At 32.8% G+C, this 26,819-nt stretch carries 19 protein-coding genes, 1 riboswitch and 1 other annotated feature; of the genes, 11 read left to right on the top strand and 8 right to left on the bottom strand.

Translation table 11 applies throughout. From position 1 onward, the window contains the following. Window positions 1–48 precede the first annotated feature (48 nt). Window positions 49–3,573, top strand: a complete 3,525-nt coding sequence (gene nifJ, locus ACYUJ6_RS13325; protein WP_461843244.1) for a pyruvate:ferredoxin (flavodoxin) oxidoreductase — start codon at window positions 49–51, stop codon at window positions 3,571–3,573. An 88-nt stretch (window positions 3,574–3,661) separates the two neighbouring features. Here the strand turns inward: nifJ and ACYUJ6_RS13320 are convergent, their stop codons facing one another. From ACYUJ6_RS13320 to ACYUJ6_RS13310, 3 genes are all read right to left on the bottom strand, one after another. Further along, window positions 3,662–3,823, bottom strand: coding sequence for a CDIF630_02480 family spore surface protein (locus tag ACYUJ6_RS13320; RefSeq protein ID WP_461843243.1), 162 nt, complete (start codon window positions 3,821–3,823; stop codon window positions 3,662–3,664). Between the two features lie 135 nt (window positions 3,824–3,958). Continuing rightward, window positions 3,959–4,603, bottom strand: coding sequence for an undecaprenyl diphosphate synthase family protein (locus ACYUJ6_RS13315; protein ID WP_461843242.1), 645 nt, complete (start codon window positions 4,601–4,603; stop codon window positions 3,959–3,961). Window positions 4,604–4,744: 141 nt separating this feature from the next. Further along, window positions 4,745–5,593, bottom strand: coding sequence for a YitT family protein (locus ACYUJ6_RS13310; protein WP_461843241.1), 849 nt, complete (start codon window positions 5,591–5,593; stop codon window positions 4,745–4,747). A 402-nt stretch (window positions 5,594–5,995) separates the two neighbouring features. On the opposite strand from ACYUJ6_RS13310, the gene greA reads away from it, so the two are divergent. The 3 genes from greA to ACYUJ6_RS13295 all read left to right on the top strand — a co-directional run bounded on the left by greA (window position 5,996) and on the right by ACYUJ6_RS13295 (window position 9,117). Next, window positions 5,996–6,460 carry a transcription elongation factor GreA gene (gene greA, locus ACYUJ6_RS13305; protein WP_461843240.1) on the top strand — a complete coding sequence of 155 codons (465 nt, stop codon included), beginning with the start codon at window positions 5,996–5,998 and terminating at the stop codon, window positions 6,458–6,460. A gap of 170 nt (window positions 6,461–6,630) precedes the next feature. After that, on the top strand, window positions 6,631–8,367 hold the full coding sequence (locus tag ACYUJ6_RS13300; protein ID WP_461843239.1) for a phosphoenolpyruvate carboxykinase: 1,737 nt from the start codon (window positions 6,631–6,633) through the stop codon (window positions 8,365–8,367). Window positions 8,368–8,446: 79 nt separating this feature from the next. After that, window positions 8,447–8,548, top strand: a riboswitch (SAM riboswitch). 74 nt (window positions 8,549–8,622) lie between these two features. Then, window positions 8,623–9,117 carry a YbaK/EbsC family protein gene (locus tag ACYUJ6_RS13295; protein ID WP_461843238.1) on the top strand — a complete coding sequence of 165 codons (495 nt, stop codon included), beginning with the start codon at window positions 8,623–8,625 and terminating at the stop codon, window positions 9,115–9,117. A gap of 182 nt (window positions 9,118–9,299) precedes the next feature. Here the strand turns inward: ACYUJ6_RS13295 and ACYUJ6_RS13290 are convergent, their stop codons facing one another. Together ACYUJ6_RS13290 and ACYUJ6_RS13285 are read right to left on the bottom strand one after the other, a co-directional pair. Continuing rightward, window positions 9,300–9,881 carry a flavin reductase family protein gene (locus ACYUJ6_RS13290; protein WP_461843237.1) on the bottom strand — a complete coding sequence of 194 codons (582 nt, stop codon included), beginning with the start codon at window positions 9,879–9,881 and terminating at the stop codon, window positions 9,300–9,302. 169 nt (window positions 9,882–10,050) lie between these two features. Next, complete coding sequence (locus ACYUJ6_RS13285; protein ID WP_461843236.1) at window positions 10,051–11,622, bottom strand: DEAD/DEAH box helicase; 1,572 nt, start codon at window positions 11,620–11,622, stop codon at window positions 10,051–10,053. Window positions 11,623–11,775: 153 nt separating this feature from the next. On the opposite strand from ACYUJ6_RS13285, the gene ACYUJ6_RS13280 reads away from it, so the two are divergent. From ACYUJ6_RS13280 to ACYUJ6_RS13270, 3 genes are read left to right on the top strand one after another with little or no spacing between them, the layout of a single operon-like run. Continuing rightward, window positions 11,776–13,008, top strand: coding sequence for a M16 family metallopeptidase (locus ACYUJ6_RS13280; protein WP_461843235.1), 1,233 nt, complete (start codon window positions 11,776–11,778; stop codon window positions 13,006–13,008). 51 nt (window positions 13,009–13,059) lie between these two features. Further along, the gene (gene recX / locus ACYUJ6_RS13275) at window positions 13,060–13,899 is read left to right on the top strand and encodes a recombination regulator RecX (RefSeq protein ID WP_461843234.1); all 840 of its coding nucleotides are present in this window, start codon (window positions 13,060–13,062) and stop codon (window positions 13,897–13,899) included. Between the two features lie 14 nt (window positions 13,900–13,913). After that, a complete protein-coding gene (locus ACYUJ6_RS13270; RefSeq protein WP_461843233.1) occupies window positions 13,914–15,101 on the top strand; it encodes a transglutaminase-like domain-containing protein in 1,188 nt (395 codons plus the stop codon). A gap of 44 nt (window positions 15,102–15,145) precedes the next feature. Here ACYUJ6_RS13270 and ACYUJ6_RS13265 read toward each other — a convergent pair whose 3' ends face one another. The 3 genes from ACYUJ6_RS13265 to ACYUJ6_RS13255 all read right to left on the bottom strand — a co-directional run bounded on the left by ACYUJ6_RS13265 (window position 15,146) and on the right by ACYUJ6_RS13255 (window position 17,215). Beyond that, window positions 15,146–15,505 carry a tetratricopeptide repeat protein gene (locus tag ACYUJ6_RS13265; RefSeq protein WP_461843232.1) on the bottom strand — a complete coding sequence of 120 codons (360 nt, stop codon included), beginning with the start codon at window positions 15,503–15,505 and terminating at the stop codon, window positions 15,146–15,148. A gap of 148 nt (window positions 15,506–15,653) precedes the next feature. Then, a complete protein-coding gene (locus ACYUJ6_RS13260) occupies window positions 15,654–16,457 on the bottom strand; it encodes an ABC transporter permease (protein WP_461845516.1) in 804 nt (267 codons plus the stop codon). Next, window positions 16,457–17,215 carry an ABC transporter ATP-binding protein gene (locus ACYUJ6_RS13255; protein WP_461843231.1) on the bottom strand — a complete coding sequence of 253 codons (759 nt, stop codon included), beginning with the start codon at window positions 17,213–17,215 and terminating at the stop codon, window positions 16,457–16,459. The genes ACYUJ6_RS13260 and ACYUJ6_RS13255 overlap by 1 nt, the downstream gene beginning before the upstream one ends. Before the next feature lie 455 nt (window positions 17,216–17,670). Between ACYUJ6_RS13255 and ACYUJ6_RS13250 the strand changes: the two genes are divergently transcribed. The 4 genes from ACYUJ6_RS13250 to ACYUJ6_RS13235 all read left to right on the top strand — a co-directional run bounded on the left by ACYUJ6_RS13250 (window position 17,671) and on the right by ACYUJ6_RS13235 (window position 26,811). Beyond that, on the top strand, window positions 17,671–21,966 hold the full coding sequence (locus tag ACYUJ6_RS13250) for an acyl-CoA dehydratase activase-related protein (protein ID WP_461843230.1): 4,296 nt from the start codon (window positions 17,671–17,673) through the stop codon (window positions 21,964–21,966). A 228-nt stretch (window positions 21,967–22,194) separates the two neighbouring features. After that, window positions 22,195–23,214 carry an ABC transporter substrate-binding protein gene (locus tag ACYUJ6_RS13245; RefSeq protein ID WP_461843229.1) on the top strand — a complete coding sequence of 340 codons (1,020 nt, stop codon included), beginning with the start codon at window positions 22,195–22,197 and terminating at the stop codon, window positions 23,212–23,214. 134 nt (window positions 23,215–23,348) lie between these two features. Then, window positions 23,349–23,753, top strand: a complete 405-nt coding sequence (locus tag ACYUJ6_RS13240) for a hypothetical protein (RefSeq protein WP_461843228.1) — start codon at window positions 23,349–23,351, stop codon at window positions 23,751–23,753. A gap of 141 nt (window positions 23,754–23,894) precedes the next feature. Continuing rightward, window positions 23,895–24,106: a binding site (T-box leader), on the top strand. A gap of 56 nt (window positions 24,107–24,162) precedes the next feature. Next, a complete protein-coding gene (locus tag ACYUJ6_RS13235; RefSeq protein WP_461843227.1) occupies window positions 24,163–26,811 on the top strand; it encodes a valine--tRNA ligase in 2,649 nt (882 codons plus the stop codon). Window positions 26,812–26,819: the final 8 nt, after the last annotated feature.

Genomic DNA, 26,819 nt, shown 5'->3' with positions numbered 1-26,819 from the left:
ACATTATACATATCTATCTATAAATAATAAAGGAGGATTACAAGTTTTATGGTTAAAAATATGAAGACTATGGATGGAAATCAGGCTGCAGCTTATGCTTCTTATGCGTTTACTGAGGTAGCCGCCATATATCCCATCACTCCGTCTACTCCCATGGCTGAGGCTGTGGATGAATGGTCCGCCCATGGCAAAAAGAATATTTTCGGTCAGACTGTCAGGGTAGCTGAAATGCAGTCGGAAGCTGGAGCTGCAGGAGCAGTGCATGGCTCCCTGGCTGCTGGAGCACTGACTACTACTTATACTGCATCCCAGGGGCTTCTGCTGATGATTCCAAACATGTACAAAATAGCAGGAGAACATTTGCCAGGGGTGTTTCATGTAAGTGCCCGTGCAGTTGCTGCTCATGCTCTTTCAATTTTTGGAGATCATCAGGATGTAATGGCCTGCAGGCAGACAGGATTTGCCCTTTTGGCATCTTCTAATGTTCAAGAGGCAATGGACTTGGGATTTGTTGCACATTTAAGTGCCATAGAATCAAAAGTGCCTTTCTTACATTTTTTTGATGGATTTAGAACTTCTCATGAATATCAAAAAATAGAAATTATGGATTATGAAGATATCAGGCCTCTGGTAGATTATAAATCCATAAGGGAATTTAGAGACAGAGCCTTGAATCCTGAACATCCTACCACTAAGGGAACTGCCCAAAATCCAGATATATATTTTCAGAGCAGGGAAGTGTCCAATAGGTTTTATGAAAAAGTTCCTGAAATTGTGGAAAGATACATGAAGGAAATAAACAGGATAACGGGAAGAAAGTATAAACCTTTTGAATACTATGGACATAAAAATGCAAAATGTATAATTGTGGCTATGGGATCGGTATGTGACACCATAGATGAAACTGTGGATTATTTAATGGAAAAGGGAAAAGAAGTAGGGTGTATAAAAGTACATCTTTACAGGCCCTTTTCAAAAGAGCACTTTTTAAAGGTACTTCCTTCTACTGTGAAGAAAATTTCAGTTTTAGACAGAACCAAGGAACCGGGTTCTATTGGAGAACCACTGTATCTGGATATATGCAAGGTATTTTACGGAAGGAAAAATGCACCTTCAATATTTGGTGGAAGATACGGACTTGGATCCAAAGACACTACTCCTTCGCAGATATTGTCTGTATTTGAAAACATGAGAATGGATATGCCAAAAGAAAGGTTTACTATTGGCATAGTAGATGATGTTACTAATACTTCTCTGGAGGATCACGGCATTATAGAGACCACTCCCAAGGGAACTATAAGCTGTAAATTTTGGGGATTGGGTTCTGATGGTACAGTGGGGGCCAATAAATCTGCTGTAAAGATCATAGGAGATAATACAGATCTTTATGCTCAGGCCTATTTTTCTTATGACAGCAAGAAATCAGGAGGAACTACAGTATCTCATCTAAGGTTTGGAAAAAACTTGATAAAATCACCTTATCTTGTACACAGTGCAGATTATATAGCCTGCCATAACAAATCCTTTATAAATAATTATGACATATTAAAAGGACTTAAGAGAGGTGGAACTTTTGTATTAAATTGTCCATGGAAATCGGAGGAATTGGATGAAAAGCTTCCAGCTTCCATGAAAAAGTATATTGCTGAAAATGATATAAAATTTTATATTATAGATGCAGTTAAAATTGCCAGAGAAATTGGTCTTGGCGGAAGAATCAACATGGTAATGCAGGCGGCATTTTTTAAATTGGCCAATGTAATACCCATAGATGATGCAGTTAGATATTTAAAGGAATCCATAGAAAAGACCTATGGACGTAAGGGAAAAAATATAGTTCAAATGAATGATAAGGCTGTGGACAGAGGGCTGGAAGCTGTGGTAAAGGTAGGGATACCTAAAGGCTGGGCAGATGAAGTGCCTGAAACCAATGTAACGGTAGATGAGCCGGATTTTGTTAAAAACATTCAAAGACCTATGGCAAAAAATGAAGGGGATGATTTACCTGTAAGTGCATTTTTGAATATGCCGGACGGAGTTTATCCCGTTGGAACAACAGCTTATGAAAAGAGAGGCATAGCTGTAACCATACCTGAATGGCAGATCCACAAGTGTATACAGTGCAATCAGTGCGCATTTGTCTGCCCCCATGCTACTATAAGGGCTTTCCTTTTAGATGAAAATGAAATAAAAAATTCCCCTGAAAGTTTTGAAAGCAAAAAAGCTGTTGGCAGGGGACTGGAAGGAATGAATTTCCGTATACAGGTGAGTCCTATGGACTGCACAGGTTGTGGAAATTGTGCAGATATATGCCCTGCACCGGGAAAGGCTCTTATTATGAAACCACTTGAAGAAAAGCTGGAAGTGGAGTCAAAAAATTGGAATTATGCAGTTGGTATAATTCCAAAAGAGGATCTAATGAATAGAAACACTTTGAAAGGAAGTCAGTTTATAAAGCCGCTTTTGGAGTTTAATGGGGCTTGTCCTGGATGTGGTGAGACTCCTTATGTAAGACTGCTAACCCAGCTTTTTGGAGAGAGAATGATGATTGCAAATGCCACAGGCTGTTCATCCATATGGGGTGCAAGTGCTCCATCCATGGCTTATACTAAAAATTTAAACGGAAAAGGGCCATCTTGGGGAAACTCACTGTTTGAAGATAATGCAGAGTACGGTTATGGTATGTTTTTAGCAGTAAAACAAATGAGAGAAAAACTTAAACTTCTTATGACTTCATATCTGAGAGATTGCAAGGAGGATAATATAAAGAATGTCTTTAATGAATGGCTGAATACTATGGAAGACGGAAGCTTGTCTAAGATAGCTTCAGAAAAAGTAGTAAAGGCTATTGAAGCTCATGATTATATAAAAGATCCTGTATTAAGGGAGGTAATGGATAAAAAGGATTACCTGGTAAAAAAATCTCAATGGATAATAGGCGGAGATGGCTGGGCCTATGACATTGGATTTGGAGGTGTAGACCATGTATTGGCCTCAGGGGAGGATGTAAACATGTTTGTAATGGATACGGAGGTGTATTCAAATACAGGAGGGCAATCATCCAAGGCAACCCAGACTGGTGCCGTGGCAAAGTTTGCAGCTTCGGGTAAAATCCTGAAAAAGAAAGATTTAGGGCTTATGGCAATGAGTTATGGATATGTATATGTGGCACAAATTTCTATGGGCGCAAACATGAATCATGCACTAAAAGTTATAACAGAAGCTGAAAATTATAGAGGACCTTCACTTATAATAGCCTATGCTCCATGTATAAATCACGGTATAAAAACTGGTATGGGAACCAGTATGGCTGAGGAGAAAAAAGCTGTGGAATCCGGATATTGGCATTTATACAGATTTAACCCTCTGCTGAAGCTGGAAAATAAAAATCCTTTTGTCTTAGATTCTCAACCCCCCAAATTATCTTTCAGGGAATATATAGAGGGAGAAATAAGATTCTCATCTATTAAAAATATATTTCCAGAAAAAGCAGATGAGTTGTTTAAATTGTCAGAAAAAAATGCTATGGATAGGTATGACATATACAAAAAACTATCCCAAATACAATATTAGATTAAAAATTGAGGATCACTGTATTATAAGTGATCCTCAATTCTCAATCTATAATATAACTATCAGTTATATATATATCTGCAATATCTCATTTTTCATTAGTATCTACCCATTCTTTTGAGTTTTTAGTTTCATCTCTACTTGGGATAGGTACCTTGGAAACCGGTTTGGTTTCGGTGATATTTGCCCAGGAAGCAGTCTCGTGATTTTCTATGATCTTTTCTTTATGATTTTTTTTGCTTTTTAACATAGTTTTATCACCTCAACTTTAGTATTTTACAAAAACTATAATATATAAGTGAAAAATCTTCCCATATAATAAAGAGTTTAGCTATATTACCCGGGAAAATTTTGTGGATAATACGGGTATAAAATTGTAAAATCATTAACCGCCAAGAGTTATATCCTGATGATTATACCACTTAAGAGCCTGCATAAGATGTTCACTTTTAAAATCAGGCCAGTAATCATCTATTATATAGAAATCCGAATATACCGATTGAACAGGTAAAAAACCGCTGAGTCTTCTTCTGCCGCCCCATCGTATTATTAGATCCACTTTTGATATGTCATGGGAGTTCAAGCTTGAAATAATAGAATGTCTGTTTGTAGGTTGAGAATTCACTGTTTTTCCCAGATCCCATTCCCAACCATAGTTCACCAGAAAATTAAGCCGTATACCGCCACAACCCAAATTTTTTCTGACTGTATATGGCAGAAGAGCTTTGGGAAACATGGCAGAATTGACATTCCCCACTACCAACAGAGAAACATTCTCTTTAGAAAGCATTTTCACGGCTTTTATACAGGCTTCAGTAAAGGCCTTCCTTTGAACTGGCGGTCTTTTTGTGTTGTCTGTGGTAAAGCCATAATAAGTCAATTCTTTTATTCCTAATTTTTCACATAATTTAAATAATTTTATACCAGGATTTAAGCCGAAATTGTAACCTTTTTCTTTTCCAAGTTTATTTTTTACAGCCCATCGTCTGTTTCCATCTGGAATTATACCTATGTGGTTTGGCAATGTCATACATATATCCCCTTTATTTAATACTAATTTAGATTATTGCCAATAGTTTAAATTAGTATTCTAAAATATATAAAATAAATTATCCTGAAATAAAGTGTAGAAAATATCTCAAAAGTTATTAATTATCTTTTGAGATATTTTTTATATTATACTGCTGAAACCTTCTCCTAATACTTCATTTATATCATTTACAGTGATAAAAGTTTTATCATCCAAAGTTTTTATATAGTCTTTTAATTTTAAAAATTGTTTTCTATCTAAAATTGTGGTTATGACTTCCTTTTTGTCATTTTTGTAAGCCCCTTTAGCATAATAAATAGTTGCACTTCTTTCCAATTCATTTACAATATAATCTTTTATATTTTTTCCGTTATTACTTATTATGGCAACTTGTTTGTAAGAATTTAAACTTATTATAACTTTGTCGATTATAGTAGAATTTAATATTACCCCTAGAATTGCATACATTCCTTTATTTATTCCAAGTATTATAGTGGCAGCTATAGTTACTGTTATGTCAGCTATCAATACGGATTTACCTATGCTTATTTTTGTATATTTATTTATTATTTTTGCAATTATATCTGTCCCGCCAGTGGAAGCATTAAGATTAAATACTATACCCATCCCCATTCCACATATCAATATGCCAAGTATAAGTTGTATCAAAATATCACTGCTAAAGGGTTTTATATTAGGGTATATTTTTTCAAGCAATAGAATCAGCGCAGATATAGAGAAGCTGCAAAATATGGTCTTACCACCAAATACGGGTCCGATTATTATAATCCCTATGGTGAATAATATACCTTCCATTCCCATCATCAATAAGCCTATGGGGAGGTTTGGAAATACACTGTTTATAATTATGGCAATGCCGCTTGTGCCACCAGCTGCGATGTGGTTTGGAGCTAGAAAAAAATAAGTTCCAAAGGCTACTAAAAATGTTCCCATTAACATGAAAAAAATGTTTTTTAGCTTTATCTTCATAAATTAGTCCCCTTTATATAATTATTATTGAATTTTAAGTTTATCCACCAAAAAAAGCATATGAAATCCAAGTAAGGTTCTCTTAGATTTATATGCTCTCATACATACAAATTATAAATACTGCATATACGTCTTTTAAGATGTTTCTAATAATATTATATAATGGTAAATATTATTATGTCAATATGTTTTTAATATTACTTTGAAGGGAATAAATTATTACAAATTTTTCATCTGAATATACCATTAGTCTTGAGTTTTTCTTGTTTGGGTTGTATTATTCAATTAGTAATATTATAATAAGGTAGTAAAACAATTAATATATAAATGTATTAAATTTATATAAATTGACGAATTTTATAATGACATTATAGAAAATTTAGAATAGTAGGTGAATTGTTTATGCAAGATGTAATTTTGACGGAATCAGGTAAAAAAAAGCTTGAGCAGGAGTTGGAATATTTAAAAACAGTTAAAAGGGTAGAAATAAAAGCGGCATTGAAAGCTGCCCGTGCACAGGGAGATCTTAGTGAAAATGCTGATTATAGTGCAGCTAAAGATGATCAGTCCATGACTGAAACCAGAATACAGGAACTGGAAAATCAACTTAAAAATGCTGTAATAATAGAGAGCTCACAGGATGAAGATGTGTTCGATATAAATAAGACGGCAGAAGTAAAATTTTGTGATGTAGATGAAGTTGAACAAGTTACCCTTGTAAGTTCTGTAGAATCAGATGTAAAGAAAATGAAGATAAGTATAGAATCACCTCTGGGTAAGGTTTTATTTAGGCTGAAGGTAGGGGAGAGAGCAACGGTTGTATCTCCGGACGGAAACTATGATGTTGAAGTAGAAAAGCTTTTATAAATATTTCGCTGGATATTTTATCTGGCGGAGTATTTTTTTTACTCAAAATTATATATGAAAAAAACTTAAAACTTTGGATTTCAAGTTTTAAAATATTGATTAATTAATTTAAAAGTGATAAAACTTTATTATATATTTGTTAAAAAAGATAAATCTATAGGGGGCTCATTATGGAAAAAGAATTTTATTTAAATAATGGTAAAGTTATGGTGAATTTTACAGCTAAATATTGTAATACTGCAGAAAAGCTATTTGACAGCAATGTTTTTAAACGTGTTTTAAAGGATTACTTTATGAAGATAAAGAATAAAGATACAAATATTTATAAATATATTTGTAGAAATATAGACTTTAAAGATGATGGAGAAATGTTAAATACAGTAATTACCATGTTTAAGCTTCTAATGGTCTTGAAGGGAGAAGAAGTATTAAAACTTGATAAAAGTTACAAGATTCTGCTGGAAAACAGGGATGAATTTATATTATTTATCGAAGATTTATATGGGTTCTGGAGAAAACTAGAAAGGTATACTATTGTACAGAATAATAAAATTGGAGAGGGGCTTGAAAATGTAAGCTTTATAGAAGCCAATAATGAATTCTCACAATTGATATTGGATACTTATAGAAAGATAGAGGAAAGCGTACTGGGACATAAACCTCAGGTGTACAGGCAGCTTCCTGCAGGTGGAAATGCCGGGTTAATATTGAATAATATAGCATGGCCATGTCCGGAAGATTATAGATGTCTTAACCAGATACCCTTTATTCAATCTATAATATTAGATCCTCCTTTTATAATTTACCCAGGAAAAAATAAAAGAGATGGATTTTTTAGTGAATGTGAATCCAATCCTCTAGCAGGATGTTCTTTAAATCCAAATCACTGGTTTTGTTATCCGGCAAAGGTTGGGAGTCTCTTGGCATATATATATTTTCACAGGGATTTTATGGCCCATGGGGTTACATTGTGTAATTTATTTGAAATGGCAAGTGAAGAAGAATATAGAGGAAAGAAGCCGGATATAATTTATGTGTTTGGGGCTAGGGATAATTGTGAAGATATAAGAACTATTTTTTACGATGACGCAGAAAACGGCATAATGCTTGGATATGTAAATTACAGTGAAGATATAGATTATTTTGGTTATATGAAGAAAATGACGTTGACCCTTCATAATCTTATAATGATAAAGAAAGGATATTTGCCAATACATGGAGCTATGGTAAATATAGTAACAAAGGATAATAAGACAGCTAACATAATTATAATGGGAGACAGCGGTGCTGGGAAATCAGAAAGCCTGGAGGCATTTAGGGAATTGGGAGAAGATTATATAAGTGATATGACTGTAGTTTTTGATGATATGGGTACGGTTAAAATTAAAGAGGATAATAAACCATTGGCCTATGGCACTGAAATAGGAGCTTTTGTAAGGCTGGACGACTTGGATACGGGATATGCATTTAGACAGATAGACAGAAGTATATTTATGAATCCCGACAAGATAAATGCCAGACTGGTTATTCCAGTTGCCAGTTATACAGAGATTACAAAGGGATATCCTATAGATTTATTTTTATATGCAAACAATTATGAAGATGGTGATGAACTGGAATTTTTTAAATCTACAGATGAAGCCATAGGAGTGTTTAGGGCTGGAAAGAGAATTGCCAAGGGAACTACTACTGAAAAAGGACTTGTGGGGACTTATTTTGCCAATCCATTTGGACCCGTACAAAAGAAAGAGGAAACAGATAAAATATTGCGAAGATATCTGGATGAGTTTTTTAAGTCAGGTATAAAGGTGGGTCAGCTTAGAACCTGTCTAGGTATAAGCGGCAGAGAAAAGGAAGGACCTAAAAAGGCTGCTTTAAAACTATTGGAAGAAATAAAAAATCTGTAAAAAATATTGTGATTTATCAAAAACATAAGTTGACAAAAAGTTAATGTTTTGATATTCTTTATATAATTAAATATCACAATTCTTATCGCGAGAGACTGAGGGACTGGCCCTATGATGTCCAGCAACCTAAAATTATATTTTAAGGTGCTAATTCCAGCAGGTAATACCTGGAAGATAAGATATAGAAGTACGTAAATCTTCTTATAGCTTATCTATAAGGAGATTTTTTATTTAAAAAAATTGGAGGAATTGAAGATGAGTGTAGAAAGTGTAGTTAATTATTTTTTAGATAGGGGTATTGAAAATCCTGTATTTAAGCTTCCACATAGTGGAGCCACAGTACAGCAGGCTGCAGAAACCATACATACAGATCCTAAATATATAGCAAAAACATTGGCATTCAAGCTTAAAGATGAAGATATAGTAATAGTCATGAGGGGTGATTTGAGAGTCAGCAACAAAAAATTTAAAAACTTTTTTAAAACCAAGGCGAAGATGCTGAATCACGATGAAGTGTTGGAGGTTACAGGTCATCCTGTAGGAGGACTATGTCCTTTTGGATTAAAAAATCCTATTAAAGTATATTTGGATGAGTCTATAAAAGATTTTCAATACGTATACCCTGCTGCTGGTTCAAAGGAATTTGCTCTTAAAATAGAGCCTGAAACAATCAGCAATTTAGTCAATGGGCAGTGGATAGATGTTTGCGAAGGTAATATGTGTTCTAAACAAATTGACAGTCAGGATTAAAGCCCTATATTGTTTGTGAGGGAATTCTGTTTAGGTATTAAGTTTTCCCATGGTAGTCATGTCTGTAATACAGCTTTGCCCAATAAAAATGTTCCAGAGCATAAATTGATTTAATGCTTATTCAACCGGGGCAACTATAACTGTGTGTGCATTATTATTTTTCAAAGCTTAAATAAAAGTCCTTATCTTGGGGCTTTATTTTTCTTCCTAATTGAATAACCAAAAGAGCCAAGTGATTTTGAATTCAAACTATAATATTCTCCGTGGCTGTAACAGATAAGATTTGCCTTGTCAAAATGTATTTTGCCATTTGAATCCAATAAATTTTCATCTATTTTAACATTTAAAACTTTAAGCAGGAATAAGTCATGGGTTCCAAGAGGTGTAACTGATTTTACTTTACATTCTAAAGCTATTGGAGATTTTTGTAACGAAGGAGTAGAAATGGATACACCTTTATTAAGCTGCAGGTTAAAGTGTTTGATTTTATCTTCTGTCCTTCCGGAAATAACACCACAATAGTCTACAATCTTAACCATATCTTTTGCAGGAAGATTTATGACACATTCTCCACTTGTCTTAATATATTCATAAGAAAGCCTTTCAGGTCTTATTCCCATGGAGATGATTGGCTCTCTGGTGCAGACAGTGCTTATCCATCCAACTGTAAAAATATTTAGTTTGCTGGATTTGTTCTTAGAAGTAACAAGAACTACTGGAGTAGGGTTTAACATTGCACTGCCTTTAAAATTTAATTTATTCATATGTAGCCTCCACTTGTTTTATACACATTTTATGTTTATGATGTATTTTCTATAAATGCTATACAATAAGCAAAAAGCCCTAGGAACCATTGGACGTATTTCATGGTATTTATAGGGCCTTGATTTAGTCACTATGAGGTAAATTAATCTGAGAAAAGTAAAGTGAAAATTATTTTTTACTTTTTGCCAGTTCTACAGAAACTCTTCTTCCTTGAAGTCTTTTACCATTGGATTTCTTTAGTATGATATTTCCGAATCTTTCCGGTATGTTTATAAAAGTAAATTTATTTAATATATCTATATCACCTATTTCATAAGCTTCCACTGAAGAGGTTTCAGTTATAAATTTCAATAATTTTCTTGGAGTTATATTATCCATTCTTCCTATGGAAAAGAATAATCTTATGTTTTCATCCTCTGTACTTATGGAATTTTCCTTGTAATTAAAACTTAATTCCTTCTCGAAAATTATTTTCATAAGGGCAGCAGCTACATCTACTAAATTATATTCCTCATCCAATTCTGTTGCCACTGGAATAAAATTTTTATAATTGCCTTCAGATATAACGTCTCTTATCTGTTTTTCTATATTCTTATATTTAGCTTCGAATATATCATCTACTGTAGGAATTTCTTTTCTCTTTATTTTGCTCTTAGTAAACTTTTCTATTTGTTTTAACAGTATATACTCTTTAGGAGTTACTAAAGAATAAGCAATGCCGTCTTTATTGGCTCTTCCCGTTCTTCCAATTCTGTGTACATAGGATTCCGTATCCTGAGGAAGATCATAATTTATAACATGGGAGACATTTTCTACATCTATACCTCTTGCAGCTACATCTGTGGCCACTAAGAAATCCAGAGAACCATCCTTGAATTTTCTCAGGGTATTTAATCTCTGATTTTGTCCCATATCGCCGTGCATGCCTTCTACGTTATATCCTCTTGACTGCATGCCTTCCACTAATTCATCAACACCACGTTTGGTTTTGCAAAATATAATAGCGCTTGAAGGTTCATCTACATCTAAAATTCTACATAAAGATTCAAACCTATCCTTGTTTTTTATTTCATAATAGTATTGTTTTGTTTTTTCTACGGTCAGTGTGTTCTTGGCTATTTCTATATACTTTACATCGTTTTTCATATACTTTGAAGCTAATCTTTTTATCTGATTTGGCATAGTAGCGGAAAAGAGAAGTGTCTGCCTGTCTGAACTGCATGATTTGATGATATCCTCTATATCCTCTATAAAACCCATATCCAGCATCTCATCTGCTTCATCTATTATTAAAAACTGTATGCTGCTTAAATCCAGGGTTTTTCTGTGTAAATGATCCAGTATTCTTCCAGGTGTGCCTACGACTACATCTACACCTCTTTTTAAGGATTTAATCTGTCTTTCTATAGGCTGGCCGCCGTATATTGGAAGCAGTGATGTTCTTTTGAATTTAGCAATTCGAGACAATTCATCATTTACCTGAATGGCGAGTTCTCGAGTTGGTGTAACTATTATACAGGAAATTTTTTTATCTTTGGAATTTATCCTGCTCAGCATTGGTGCTCCGAAGGCTAAAGTTTTTCCCGTACCTGTCTGTGCCTGGCCTATTACATCTTTTCCTTCTAATATTATTGGAATTGATTCTGCCTGAATTTGTGATGGCTCTTCAAATCCCATATTATCTATGGCCTGGAGGATCTTGGGATCCAAGTCTAAATCGTTAAAATTAATATTTTTCATTGAAATTCCTCTTTCTTTTTTATATTACAAAACAAAGTTTATCATATCATAGTATATACATATTATCAAATTTTAATTTAATTGCAACTCTTTTTATTTACAATAATATAAACTATAATAGAATATACTAATAAATTTAAAGGAGAATTTCATATGTTTGATGCTAAGGAAAGTATCCTGCCTAATGGTATAAAACTTGTTACTATAAAGAGAGATACTCAAATAGCGGCTTTTCATGCTGGTATTAAAATTGGTGCTGTATATGAAGATATAAATGAAAAAGGCATATCTCATTTTATTGAACATATGCTTTTTAAAGGTACAGAGCACAGGGATAATAAAAAGCTAAATATGGATTTGGAAGCTTTAGGTGGAGAATACAATGCTTATACTGATAATAACTCTACGGTGTATAGCATTACATCATTGTGGATAGAATTAGAAAGAGCTATGGATATTGTTTCGGATATGCTTATGAACTCTACATTCCCCAGGGAGGAAATTGAAAGGGAGAGAGAAGTTATACTTTCGGAAATAAGAACCAGTAAGGATGATATAGAGGATTATAGCTTTAGAAAAATAAATGAATTGGCATTTAAGAAGGGTCCCCTTAGATACGACATAACGGGAAATGAAGAAAAGGTAAGTAAATATAAAAGAAATGATTTAATTAAATTTTATAATAGATATTATGTACCCAATAATTGTTTTATATCAGTAGTTTCCCCTTATAAGCATGAGGAGATCTATAAGTTGATTCTAAAATATTTTGGAACATGGAAATGTAGAGAATTTAAAAGAAATGATGTTATAATTGAAAAAAACCTTTCCTGCAAAAAGATTTCTTATAAAAAGGATATAGAACAGAGTACAATAATATACTTGTTTACCTTTTATGGATTGAGTAAAAAACAGGAAATGGCTCTTAGAATATTGAACCATAAATTTGGAGAAAGCAGTAATTCCATTCTATTCAGGAAATTGAGAGAAGAAAAAGGACTTGCTTATGATATATATACTGATTTGGACTTATCGGATTTGGTGAAAACTTTATACATATACACTTCTGTAAAAGAAGAAAATATAGAGGATGCTGTCCGTGTTATCGAAGATTGTATAAATAATGTAAAGAATGAAAAGGTAGCTTTTGATGACAATACAATGGGTTTAATGAAAAAAGTATTAAAAACTGCAGTAGTATTTACACTGGAAGATCCAACAGATATAGGAAATTATGTTTTACATCAATCCATGAAGGAGGATAATATATATAGATTCATTTATGACATAGAGAAAATTGAAGATATAAAGAAAGAGGATATATATGAAGTAGCTAAAATTGTCTTTAAAAATCCTACTATCCATATACTGAAAAGAAAACCTTAATGGTTAATGTGGACCTTTATCAATTATTTATATAAATTTAGGGAGAAGATTATGGATAAGCATATAGTCACTAAAATTGAAATCCAGAAGAAAAGTAAAGAAAGAACTAACATATATATAGATAATGAATTTGCTTTTTCCTGTAATCTAGAACTTGTATATAAGTTTAATATAGTGAAGGGAAAAGTTGTAGATGTAGAGTATCTTAAAAGTATAATAAATGAAAACAATTATATGAAATGCAAAAATTCTGCTCTTAAAATATTAGAGAAGAACTATAAGACGGAAAAACAAATGAAGGATAAACTGGTTGAAAAACAATATGATGAAGATGTTATTGAAAAAGTTATGGATTTCTTGAGAAAATACAAGTTTATAGACGATAATAAATTTGTGGAACTTTATATAAAAGAAAAGATTAATTCCCAGGGTAAGAATAAAATTAAATATTCTTTAATAAAAAAAGGAATAAATGAAAGCTTTTTAGATGAAAAGCTGAATTTGATAGATAGTTCTTTTGAGGAAAAGGCGGCTTTAAATATTGCAGAAAAAAAGTACTCTGTCATTGTAAAAAGTGAAGATAATGCAAAAAAGATATATAAAAGATTAGGAGATTATTTAATAAGAAGAGGATATGACTTTGGTATAGTTAAAAGCGTACTTGGAAATATCTTAAAAAAATGTGATGACTGCAATGAAAAAAGAGAGAGCATGTATTTAAAAGAAAATGATAAAGGTGAGTTGTACAATATTGCAGAAAAAAGGTATAAAATAATAATAAAGTCGGAAAAAGATAAAAATAAGATATATAGAAAACTGGGGTCATATCTACTGCGGAAAGGATATTTATGGGATGACATAAAGAAAGTTCTAAAACTTTTTATTGTTTAGAGGTGAGTATGATTATGAATGTAAATCCTATAACATTGATGATAGGATTAATATTTTTATATCCCCTTATAAAGGGATTTCTAATTAAGTTTTCTTCTAATGCTTTAAAATCAGATATAAATGATGTGAGTAGAAGTATTTCATTTATAATATCTTTGATAATGGGCACATATTTATGTAAGAAAATACTTATACAGCATGATGACGGAATATATAGAAAGATATACAATTTAATACCTGCAAGTTTTTCACAATATTTTGAGAGTAATAGTTTTATAATATATGCAGTTGTAATTCCATTTTTTGTGTTTATATGCTATAAAATTATAAAATTACTTTTTGATTTATTTAATTATTTTACTTTTTATCCTATACTTGACAGTATAGACAGATTGTTAAGATCTAAAAGCAATGGTTTTAAAAGAGTGCTGGGAATGATTTTTCAACTGCCCAAGGCAATATGCTATGTACTTTTAGTTACATTTATATTGAATATAATGTCCATGTTTAATATAAATTCAAAATTAAATAAGTACATGGAAAATTCAAAGCCCTACAATTCAATTTGCAAGGAGATAATAATTCCAGTTACCAATTCAACTATTGCAAAACAATTACCCAATGTAATAGATAATTCCTTCAAAGTAGTAATAAGAGAACCAAATTCAAATGAAGTAAAAGAAGTAAATGACTTAAACAGGGTAAAGAATAATGGAAACACCATAGTGTATTATAATGGAGTTACTTTGGATGAAGGGGTTAAATCAAATGGAGAAATTAATAGTTTTGCCAGGGATCTTGCTTCAGAAGGGAGCAATACTATTGAGAGGGCAGATATGCTGTATAATTGGATAGGAACCAATATAAATTATGATAATCAAAAAGCCAACAAGGTATTAAATAATGATTTTAATGTACAGTCAGGTGCTATTCCAACCTTTTACTCTAAAAAGGGAATTTGTTTTGATTATTCCTGTTTATATGTAGCTATGGCCAGGGCAAATAACATAAAGGTGAGGTTAATAACAGGTGAAGGATTTAATGGAATAAGCTGGGTAAGCCATGCCTGGAATCAAGTTTATATTCCAGACGAAAATAAGTGGATAAATGTAGATACCACCTTTTACAAAGGAGGAAATTATTTTAACAGTAAAAGATTCCTGGTTGATCATAAAAATGCCCAGATAGTAGGTGAATGGTAGAAATAAGATAAATACCACTCTGGTTTGATGAGAGTGGTATTTGTCTATTTTGATTTTGCTATGTAATTTTTAAGTATAGTATTTATAGCCTTTTCACAATCTGAGTCCGTATTATTTAAACACCATGCGTTATTAAAATATATGAGAGCTTTTTTATTGTCTTTCAACATGGTATAACAATATCCAAGATTATAAAAATATTTACTTTCCCTCTTCAATTTAATTGCAGAATTTAATAAGACAATTGCTTTTTGGTATTCTTTCAGTTTTATAAAACATACAGCTGAATTATATAACGAAGATGATTCGTTATCTTTTATTTTTATTGCTTTTTCATACATATCAATAGCTCTTTTATAATTCTTGGAATTATAATACTCATTGGCTTTTTGAAAGTAGCTCATTTTATTCCTCCTCAGATTATATGATATTTTATAGTCCCTTAATAAATTTATATCCACTTTTAGAGAAAATATTCCAAAGGATTTTAAGGCGGATTGTTTTTTGAATTAAAAAAGTTAAAATGCCATAATGGCATTTTAACAAAACCTTTTAATGAAATATCATTTTTCTCAGTTTCTTTTCTGCTAATGCCACGGCTTCATACATCGCATAAGCTAAAATTGAAAGAATTATTATACTCAGCATAACCGTGTCAAGCTGGGATATCTGTCCGCCATATATTATTAAGAATCCAAGGCCTTCTTTTGCCACTAAGAATTCTCCCATTATTACTCCAACCCAGGAAAGTCCCACATTTATTTTCAGGGAAGATACTAAAGTAGGGATGGAAGCAGGGATTATCAGATAAATTAAAATTTGAAGCTTTGAAGAACCAAAAGTTTGAAGAAGCTTAATTTTATCTTTATCTACTTCTTTGAAGCCATTTAAGACAGTCAGTATAGTTACGATTACAGAAATCAGTACAGTTACTAAAACAATAGCAGGTATGCCGTTGCCTACCCAAAATATTATTATAGGTGCTAAGGCAACTTTAGGAAGGGCATTTAACACTACTACATAGGGATCCAATACATCTGAAATGAAATCGGACCACCAGAGAAGTATGGCAATTAAAGTACCGATAAAAGTGCTAAGTAAAAAGCCCAATATTGTTTCAAAACAGGTTATGCCAATATGTTTAAATAGATCTCCTTCAGTATAAAGTTTTACAAGGTTTTTTAACATCCTGGAAGGAGTACTGGTTAAAAAGGGATCTATCCACCCAAAATCTCCGGCAATTTCCCATAGAACAAAAAAAGCTATTAAAATTGTCAACCTGCTTATTACAATTCTTTTCTTTCGGTTAGTAACATTTTTTAAATATATTTCACGTTCTTTTATATAATCCATAATCAATGGTTCAACTCCTTCCAAATACTGTTGAAATAAATTCTGAACCTGGGATCTTCCCTGCATTTTAAAGGTGAATCATGATATTCTTCAAAATTTATGTCATATATCTTTTTCAATTTTGCAGGCCTTTTGGAAAGGACTATAATCCTATTTGACATTGATATAGCTTCGGAAATATCATGAGTTACCATTATTGCAGTTTTACCTTCTTTTTTTATTATCTTAAATATTTCATCACTTATATTCAGCCTGGTTTGATAATCCAAAGATGAAAATGGTTCATCTAAAAGAAGGAATTCTGGTTCCATTGCCAGGGTTCTTATTAAAGCCACTTTTTGCCTCATACCACCGGACAATTCTTCGGGATAATGATAAATAAAATCCCATAAACCATAATTTTTTAACATGGATATTACTTTATCTTTATATTTATCTATAGGTTTATGCTGTATTTTAATGCTGAGCAGTACATTATCCCACACACTTAACCATTCAAATAGTTGATCCTTTTGAAACATATATCCCATTTTGGAAGAAAAAGAAGTTAATTTTTCATTATCTATATATATTTCACCATTTGATGGTTTTATAAGACCTGATATTATATTTAAAAGGGTAGTTTTGCCGCATCCAGAGGGCCCTACTATACTTAAAAATTCACCTTTTTCTACAGTAAAATTTATATTTTCCAATGCCCTAGTAGAATTTTTGGGTGAATGATAGTTCATATAGATGTTATTGACAATTAACTTATTCAAGATATCATCTCCTAACAACTGTGTTTTGCGATATTAAAAAATAAGTTGAAGTTTTAATATTATCTTACTTAACATAAGTAAAAATTAAGTCATAGTCTATTATATGAATAAGTGCAATATGGTGTTAAAAATCCGTATTATCAAGGAGACTATTAGAGGATTCAAATATGTGGAATATATTAGAATTGCACATGCGTATACATATGTTATAATATAGATAAAGATATTTTACAGATGTACTTTTTATGATCTGGAAAGTAGGGGCAATAGTTTAACCGTATATATAAAAGTAGGGTTATTTTTTATATTATATGAAAATATATAGTATAATAAAAAGTGTAACTAATAATATTTATTATTAGCTAAATATGTAATGGGTCTGAATTTGTAGAGTATGTATCATTTTAAAGTCTATAAATTTGGTCTAAATTATTAATTTTAAAAGGTGATTAGTTATGAAAAATTTATTTCACGTAGGCCTTGATATAGGTTCAACTACAGTAAAGATAGTGGTGTCTGATATAAGGGATAGCATAATTTACAAAACATATCAAAGACATTTTTCTGATATAAAAAGTACTATAGCTAAAGTTATTAAAGATGCCTATGTAAAGCTAAAGGATTCAGATATCACTATAATGGTTACAGGGTCTGGAGGAATGTCTGTATCCAAATGGCTTAATATACCGTTTATACAGGAAGTTGTATCATGTACTAATACTATAGAAAAATTTATTCCAGATACTGATGTGGCAATAGAATTAGGCGGTGAAGATGCCAAGATAACTTTTTTTGATGATGGAATTGATCAGAGAATGAATGGAACTTGTGCAGGTGGAACTGGAGCGTTTATAGATCAGATGGCATCCCTGCTTCAAACAGATGCCAGGGGGTTAAATGATCTGGCTAAAAATTATAAGGTAATTTATCCCATAGCTGCTAGATGCGGTGTATTTGCCAAAACTGATATACAACCACTTTTAAATGAGGGTGCTGCAAAAGAAGATATTGCAGTATCCATATTTCAGTCAGTGGTAAACCAGACAATAAGTGGACTTGCATGTGGAAAGTCCATAAGGGGAAATATAGCATTTTTAGGCGGACCGCTATATTTTTTATCTGAATTGAGAAAAAGGTTTATAGAAACTTTAAAACTTACAGACAAGCAGGTGATTTTCCCGGAGAATTCCCAATTATTTGTGGCACTTGGTGCTGCTATTTCATCTAAAAATGAGAACCCTATTTCTTTTAAAACTTTGATAGATAGGCTTCCAAATTTAAACAGGTCTTCAAGTGACGAAGTACAAGTACTCAGGCCTCTTTTCAAAGACGAAAATGAATTAAGGGAATTTGAGAAAAGACATAATAAGAATTCAGTGAAGAAAAAAAATTTAGACGGGTTCAGCGGGAACTGTTATTTAGGAATAGATGTAGGTTCTACCACTACTAAGGCAGTTTTAATAGATGAATATGGAAATTTGTTATATTCTTTTTATGGAAGCAATATGGGAAGTCCTTTAAAATCCACAGTAAATATATTAAAAGATTTGTATAAAAAATTACCTGAGAATGCCAATATAGTAAATTCAACGGTTACAGGGTATGGAGAAAGCCTTATAAAGTCAGCCTTATCAGTAGATATAGGTGAAGTTGAAACTATTGCTCATTATAAGGCAGCAGAATTTTTCCAGCCTGGAGTAGATTTTATATTGGATATTGGCGGACAGGATATGAAATGCCTGAAAGTAAAAGATGGAGTAATCGACAGCATAATGTTAAATGAAGCTTGTTCATCTGGGTGTGGTTCTTTTATAGAAACCTTTGCCAGATCCTTGAATATGAATGTAGAAGATTTTGCAAAATCCGCAGAAAGTTCTAAGAAGCCTGTAGATTTGGGATCCAGATGTACCGTATTTATGAACTCACGGGTTAAACAAGCCCAGAAAGAAGGAGCTTCTGTAGGAGACATTTCAGCAGGGCTTTCTTATTCAGTTATAAAAAATGCATTATTTAAGGTAATAAAGATAAGAGATCCTAAAAAATTGGGCAAAAAAATAATAGTTCAGGGAGGGACCTTTTACAACAATGCCATATTGAGAGCTTTTGAAATCATATCCCAGCGGGAGGTAGTAAGACCAGATATAGCAGGTCTCATGGGAGCATTTGGAGCTGCCATTATTTCCAGGGAAAGGTTTGAAGCGGAACATAAGACCACACTGCTAAGTCCAGCTCAATTAGATAAATTTTCTACAGAAAGTACTATGAGAAGATGCGGCAAGTGTGCTAATAATTGTCTTCTCACTATAAATAAATTTTCAGATGGAAAGGAATTTATATCGGGGAACAGATGTGAAAGAGGAGCAGGACTGGAGAATAGAACTGCAGATATACCAAATCTATATGATTATAAATATAAGAAAATATTTGACTATGTTCCTCTCAAGAAAGACAGAGCAAAGAGAGGGCAGGTGGGTATACCCAGAGTTTTAAATTTATATGAAAATTATCCATTCTGGTTTACTTTTTTTACTGAATTAGGATTTAGAGTGGAATTATCTGCCCGTTCTTCCAAGCACATTTATGAACTTGGAATAGAAACAATACCCTCTGAATCAGCCTGCTACCCTGCAAAGATAGTTCATGGCCATATAATGAATTTAATACAAAGAGGAATAAACTTCATATTTTATCCTTGTATACCTTATGAGCAGAAGGAACAGGAAAAAGCTAATAACAACTATAATTGTCCAATGGTAACTTCTTATCCTGAAGTTATAAAAAATAATATGGATATAATTAAAGAGAAGCATATTAATTTTAAAAATCCATTTTTACCCTTGGATAATAAAGAAAGGCTTAAGGAAAGACTTGTAGAGGAGCTAGAGGAATTTCACATACCTAAAAAAGAAATATTCAATGCGGTGGATAGGGCCTTTGAAGAAGATAGAAAAGTTAAAATGGATATAAGAACAAAGGGAGAAGAGGTATTAAATTACCTTAAAAAGACCGGCAAAAAAGGAATAGTACTGGCGGGAAGACCCTATCATATTGATCCGGAAATAAATCATGGGATACCAAATATAATTACATCCTATGGTATGGCAGTGTTTACTGAAGATTCAGTAGCTCATCTGGGTATGGTAGAAAGACCTCTAAGGGTGGTGGATCAATGGGTTTATCATTCTAGATTGTATGCAGCAGCAAGCCTTGTAACTACTCAGGATAATTTGGAACTTGTGCAATTGAATTCCTTTGGCTGTGGATTAGATGCAGTGACTACGGATCAGACACAGGAAATACTTAATAGGTATGGGAAAATATATACAGTACTAAAAATTGATGAGGGAAGTAACCTTGGAGCAGTTAAAATAAGGATACGTTCCTTGAAAGCAGCTCTTGAAGAGAGAGAAAAGGCAGGCTTCAAGCCTCATAAAATTGAGAATAATTATAAAAAAGTAGTATTCACTAAAGAGATGAGAAAAAATCATACTATTTTATGTCCTCAAATGTCACCTATACATTTTCAATTTTTACAGGAAGCATTTAGAAAGTCAGGTTATAATCTAAAGGTATTGCCCTCGGTGGATAAGGGAGCTGTTGAAGAAGGATTAAGATATGTGAATAATGATGCTTGCTACCCTTCTATAATAGTGGTGGGACAGTTAATAGAAGCGTTAAAATCCGGAAAATATGACTTGAACAATACTTCTGTAATAATGTCTCAAACTGGAGGCGGCTGCAGGGCAACTAATTATATAGGATTTTTAAGAAAAGCCTTAAAAGAAGCGGGTATGGAAAATATACCTGTAATATCACTGAATGTAGTGGGAATGGAAAAAAATCCTGGATTTAAGATTACACCGCAGCTTGTAAATAAATCCATAATGGCACTTTTATATGGGGATTTACTTATGAGAGTACTTTACAGAGTAAGACCTTATGAAGAAATACCGGGATCTGCAAATTTACTTTATGAAAAATGGATTGAAAGGTGCAAGGAAAATGTTGCCAATGGTGTGCATAGAGAATTCAAAGAGAATATTTACAATATAGTAGAGGATTTTGACAATTTGGGAATAAGGGATGTACAAAAACCAAGAGTGGGAGTAGTGGGAGAAATATTGGTGAAGTTTCACCCCACGGCCAACAATAACATTGTGGATACTTTGGAAAAAGAGGGAGTTGAAGCAGTAGTACCTGATTTGACGGACTTTTTTCTGTACTGTGCTTATGATGCTAAATTTAAATACAAATATTTATCTGGAAGTTATTTAGATACCATTATAAAAGGTGGAGCAATAAAATTTATTGAACACTTTAGACGGCATATGAGAAATGCACTGAAAAACAGTAAAAGGTTTGGGCCACCATCTAATATTGCTGAATTGGCAAAGTATGCTTCTAAAGTATTGTCTATTGGAAATCAAACGGGAGAAGGTTGGTTTTTGACGGCTGAAATGATAGAACTTATAAGAAGTGGAGCAAAAAACATTGTATGTATGCAGCCTTTTGCATGTCTGCCCAATCATGTAACAGGTAAGGGAATGATAAAGGAGCTTAAAAGAAGATATCCGGGCAGTAATATTGCAACTATAGACTATGATCCCGGTGCAAGCGAGGTGAATCAATTAAATAGGTTAAAACTCATGCTGTCAGTGGCATTTAAATCCATGGAAGATGAAGTGGTAGTAGAAAGCCATAAAAAGAGTTTAGTTCCTAAAGCAGTGCTTGTAGAGGATGGAAACAAGTGATTAATGGCTGACAATTCACAGCTCACAATATACAATTGACAGGGAATAAAGTGCAAATAGCAAACAGTGAAGATTTTCGGCTTGCTGCTGAAAATCTTCAATTATTATATTTTATATACTCTTCACTATTAATTCTCACTGTAATGCATTATGCTCTAAAAAGTTTTAACATAATTTTAGCAGCAGTCATATTATAAATAGATATTAAAATTGCTTTTTGGAGGGTATATGATAAGAAAAAAATTTGGAATCTATTCTGTTTTGCTGTGTTTTATATTTGTAGTTACTATTTTTACAGCCTGCGGCAGCAGTAAAAAGGATGATAAGGCTCTAGTTAATATAAAGTTGAACGAAGTTGCCAGATCTGCATTTTATGCTCCTATGTATGTGGCAATAAACCAGGGAATGTTTAAAGAACAAGGTATAAATATAGATCTTACAACGGGACAAGGGGCAGATAAAACAATGCAGCAGGTATTAAGCGGCAGCTGTGACATAGGATTTTGTGGTCCAGAACAGGTAATATATATATATAATCAAAAGCGAAAGGACTTTCCTGTATTATTTGCCCAGCTGACTACTACAGATGGCTCCTTTTTAGTGGGCAGGAATGCAGAAAAGGATTTTAAATGGGAATCTGTCAGGGGGAAGACCATAATTGGAGGAAGACCTGGTGGAGTTCCAGAAATGGCATTGGAATATGTACTTAAAGAAAATGGTATACAACCGGGAAAGGATGTAAACTTAATAACCAATTTAGCTTATACTGCAACAGCCGGTGCATTTAAGGCAAATACAGGAGATTATGTGGCTCTTTTTGAACCAACTGCCAGCATGCTGGAAAAGGATAAGAATGGTTATATATCAGCTTCAGTAGGTCAATCTGCAGGTGTATTGCCTTATACCTGTTATTTTGCCACCAAGTCTTATATATCAAAAAATCCTGAAACAATACAAAAATTCACAAATGCTATTCATAAAGGTCAGATATGGGTTCAAAAGCATAATGATAAAGAAATAGCTGAAGCCATAAAATCTTTTTTCCCGGGAACTGACGAAGATGTATTGGAATCCGTAATAAAAAACTACAGGAATATAAAAGCCTATGCTGATACTACTGTTATAAAAGAACAAAATTTAAACAGACTTATGAATATAATACAATCATATAAATCAGATCTAATACCTGAAAAGCCTCCTTTTGATAAGATAGTCAATAATTCTTTTGCAGAAAAGTCCCTTAAGTAACCGTGATTCTAAACCCAACTTACAGTTGTATAAGTAAATTAGGCTTAGAAGATATTTATTTTAAATTTCATATGTTCACAGCAATATAATTTTGATATAATAGTAGAAAATATAAATGGTAGGTGATGTGGCCCTTGAACAGTGAATATTTAAAATATATAAAAGAATATACTTTAAAAGTTGATTTCAAGAGAATGGAAAACGACATGCTCTACTTTGAAAAAATATATAGGGAAATAAGCATGAAATTTGAAAGTATGTACGGATTTTCCTATAATGAAATGGATGAGGCTTATATTCCCGGCACACTTTTAGGTGTTGACGGTAAGAAATTTGTTGCTGTATTTTTTATAGAAATAAGAGATGGCGGTAAAAATTATGGAGCTATGGTTTTTCACCCCAGCCATGGACTTGTACAGGAAGATGATTTTGAAGAAATTCTTTTAGAAGAAGAATATAAAGATATATTTCCTTATAAATATAGATTAGCTGTAAAGTTGATTAATGATTCAGCTGGAAATATATCTGAAAGATACTAATACTTTTAAACTATTTACAGATGATTCTTAAGTTCAGGTGAAGTTTGCTTACAGAGAATACTTTCATATGAACAAACTTGTATAAAAATTTCTTGACAGCTTAAAAATTAACGTTATAATAGAAAATGTATTAAATTAAATTTATTAGCTGTGAAAAAGAGGAGTAGGGACAAAATTCTATAAAGAGAGAAAAGCTGTTAGTTGAGAGGCTTTTTATATAATATATCCTGAAGGTAGCTTTGGAGCTTCTCTGCTGAAATAAAAGTAGGCAGAGGCGGTTTTCTCAATCGTTATTTTTTAAGAGCCTGTAATTTTCAGGAAAAAAGGTGGCAGCGCGGGTCTTCGTCCTTTGTGGATGAAGGCTTTTTTATATATAAGAGTATTTTAAACTTGTTAAGGAGGAGATTTAATGTCAAAAAGGCAAGAAATGGAAACTACCTATAATCCAAAGACATTTGAAGAAAAACTTTATAATAATTGGCAGGAAAAAGGGTATTTTACACCCCGTGCAGATAATAATAAAAAAACTTATACTATAGTGATACCCCCTCCAAATATTACGGGAAAATTACATCTGGGTCATGCTTTAGATGATACAATTCAGGATATACTGATAAGAACCAAAAGAATGCAGGGATATAATACTTTGTGGGTTCCAGGAGAAGATCATGCTAGTATAGCTACTGAAGTAAAGGTAGAAAAGGAACTTTTAAAAGATGGTATTGTAAAGAAAAAGATAGGAAGAGAGGCATTCCTTGAAAAGACCTGGGATTGGACTCATGAGTACAGGGAGAGAATAAGAAATCAGGTAAAAAAACTTGGATGTTCTGTAGATTTCACAAGAGAGAGATTTACCATGGATGCTGGACTCAACAAGGCTGTGAGAAAGTTTTTTGTTAAATTGTATAAGGATGGACTTATATATCAGGGGAACAGAATAATAAATTGGTGTCCGAAATGTCAGACCGCCATATCCGATGCAGAAATTGAATACAAGGAACAACAGGGATGTTTCTGGCATATAAGATATAAGATAGTTGGAAGTGATGAATATCTGGAGATAGCTACTACAAGGCCGGAAACCATGTTTGGTGATACAGCTATTGCAGTTAATCCAAAAGATGAAAGATATAAGCATTTGGTTGGAAAGACTGCCATACTTCCTATTGTGAACAGGGAGATACCAATAGTTTCCGATGATTATGTAGACATGGAATTTGGTACAGGGGCAGTAAAAATAACTCCTGCACATGATCCTAATGATTATTATGTGGGTAAAAGACATGATTTACCTGAAATTGTAATAATGAATGAGGACGGAACGATAAAGCTTCCAGGGAGCAAATATGATGGAATGGATAGATATGAAGCCAGAAAATTACTGGTAGAGGATTTAAAAAAACAGGGATTCCTGGTAAAAATAAAGGAGCATGTACATAATGTAGGATGTCATGACAGGTGCGGTACTGTTATTGAACCAATGCTCTCTAAACAGTGGTTTGTAAAAATGAAATCACTGGCAAAGCCAGCTGTTGATGTGGTAAAAAACAAAAAGGTAAAGTTTATACCTGAAAGATTTGAAAAAACCTACTTCAACTGGATGGAAAACATTCAGGATTGGTGTATTTCAAGACAGCTCTGGTGGGGACATAGAATTCCTGTTTGGTACTGCAGGGACTGTGGGCAGGTTATAGTAAGTGACACTAATCCTACAAAATGCAGTAAGTGTGGTTCAGATAACCTGGAGCAGGATAAAGATGTATTGGATACCTGGTTTAGTTCCGCACTATGGCCTTTTTCAACATTAGGCTGGCCTGACAATACAGAAGACTTAAAATGTTTTTATCCCAATAACACTTTGGTTACTGGATATGACATAATATTTTTCTGGGTGGCGCGAATGATATTTTCAGGTATATATTGTATGGATGATATTCCCTTTGAAAATGTACTTATACATGGAATTGTAAGAGATTCTCAAGGAAGAAAAATGTCTAAATCCCTTGGAAATGGTGTGGATCCTATAGAAGTAATAGAACAATATGGAGCAGATGCACTCAGATTTGCATTGATTACAGGAAATGCACCGGGCAATGATATAAGATATTATCCGGAAAAAGTAGAGTCTTCTAGAAATTTTGCCAATAAAATATGGAATGCCTCCAGATTTGTACTTATGAATTTAGATGAGGATATAATGGATAAGTACAAAAATTGCAGGGATTATAGTAGCGCAGATAAATGGATATTGTCTAAAGTGAATACATTAATAAAAGAAGTGACATATAATATAGAAAAATTTGAAATTGGAATAGCTGCTCAGAAAATATATGATTTTATCTGGGGTGAGTTTTGTGATTGGTATATAGAATTGGTTAAACCGGCCATGTATGGTGAAGATGAGCAGGCCAAGGGAGTAGCTTATAATGTATTGAACAAGGTGCTTACTGTAAGTTTACAATTACTTCATCCTATTATGCCATTTATAACAGAAGAAATATATACTCATCTTCATACAGAATATGAGTCCATAACTATATCAAAATGGCCGGAATATGAGGATAAACTCAGGAATTTAAAAGCTGAGGAGGATATGGAATATATTATAGAAGCTATAAAGGCTATTAGAAATGTTAGAACTGAAATGAATGTGCCCTTTTCAAGAAAGGCTAAGATAATGGTATGGGTAACTGAAAATAATGCATTGGATTCATTTAAGAATGGAGAGGATTACTTCAGAAAACTGGCTTCAGCAAGTGAATTGGAGTTTTTAAACAGTAAAAATGATGTTCCGGAAAATGCTGTATCTGCAGTTACTAGAGGAGCAGAATTATTTATTCCACTTTTGGATTTGGTAGACAGGGATAAGGAAATTGAAAGGTTGAATAAAGAAAAAGAAAAATTGGAAAATGAGATAAAAAGAGTGGAGAAAAAGCTTTCAAATGAGAAATTCATATTAAAGGCTCCTAAAGATGTGGTGGATGGAGAGAGGGCAAAAGGCTGCAAATATAAAGAAATGCTTGGAACTGTAATGGAGAGATTGCAGAATTTAAAATAAAAACATGG

Source organism: Clostridium sp. JNZ X4-2 (assembly GCF_054889485.1).
This window is presented reverse-complemented; position numbering and strand designations above follow the sequence as displayed.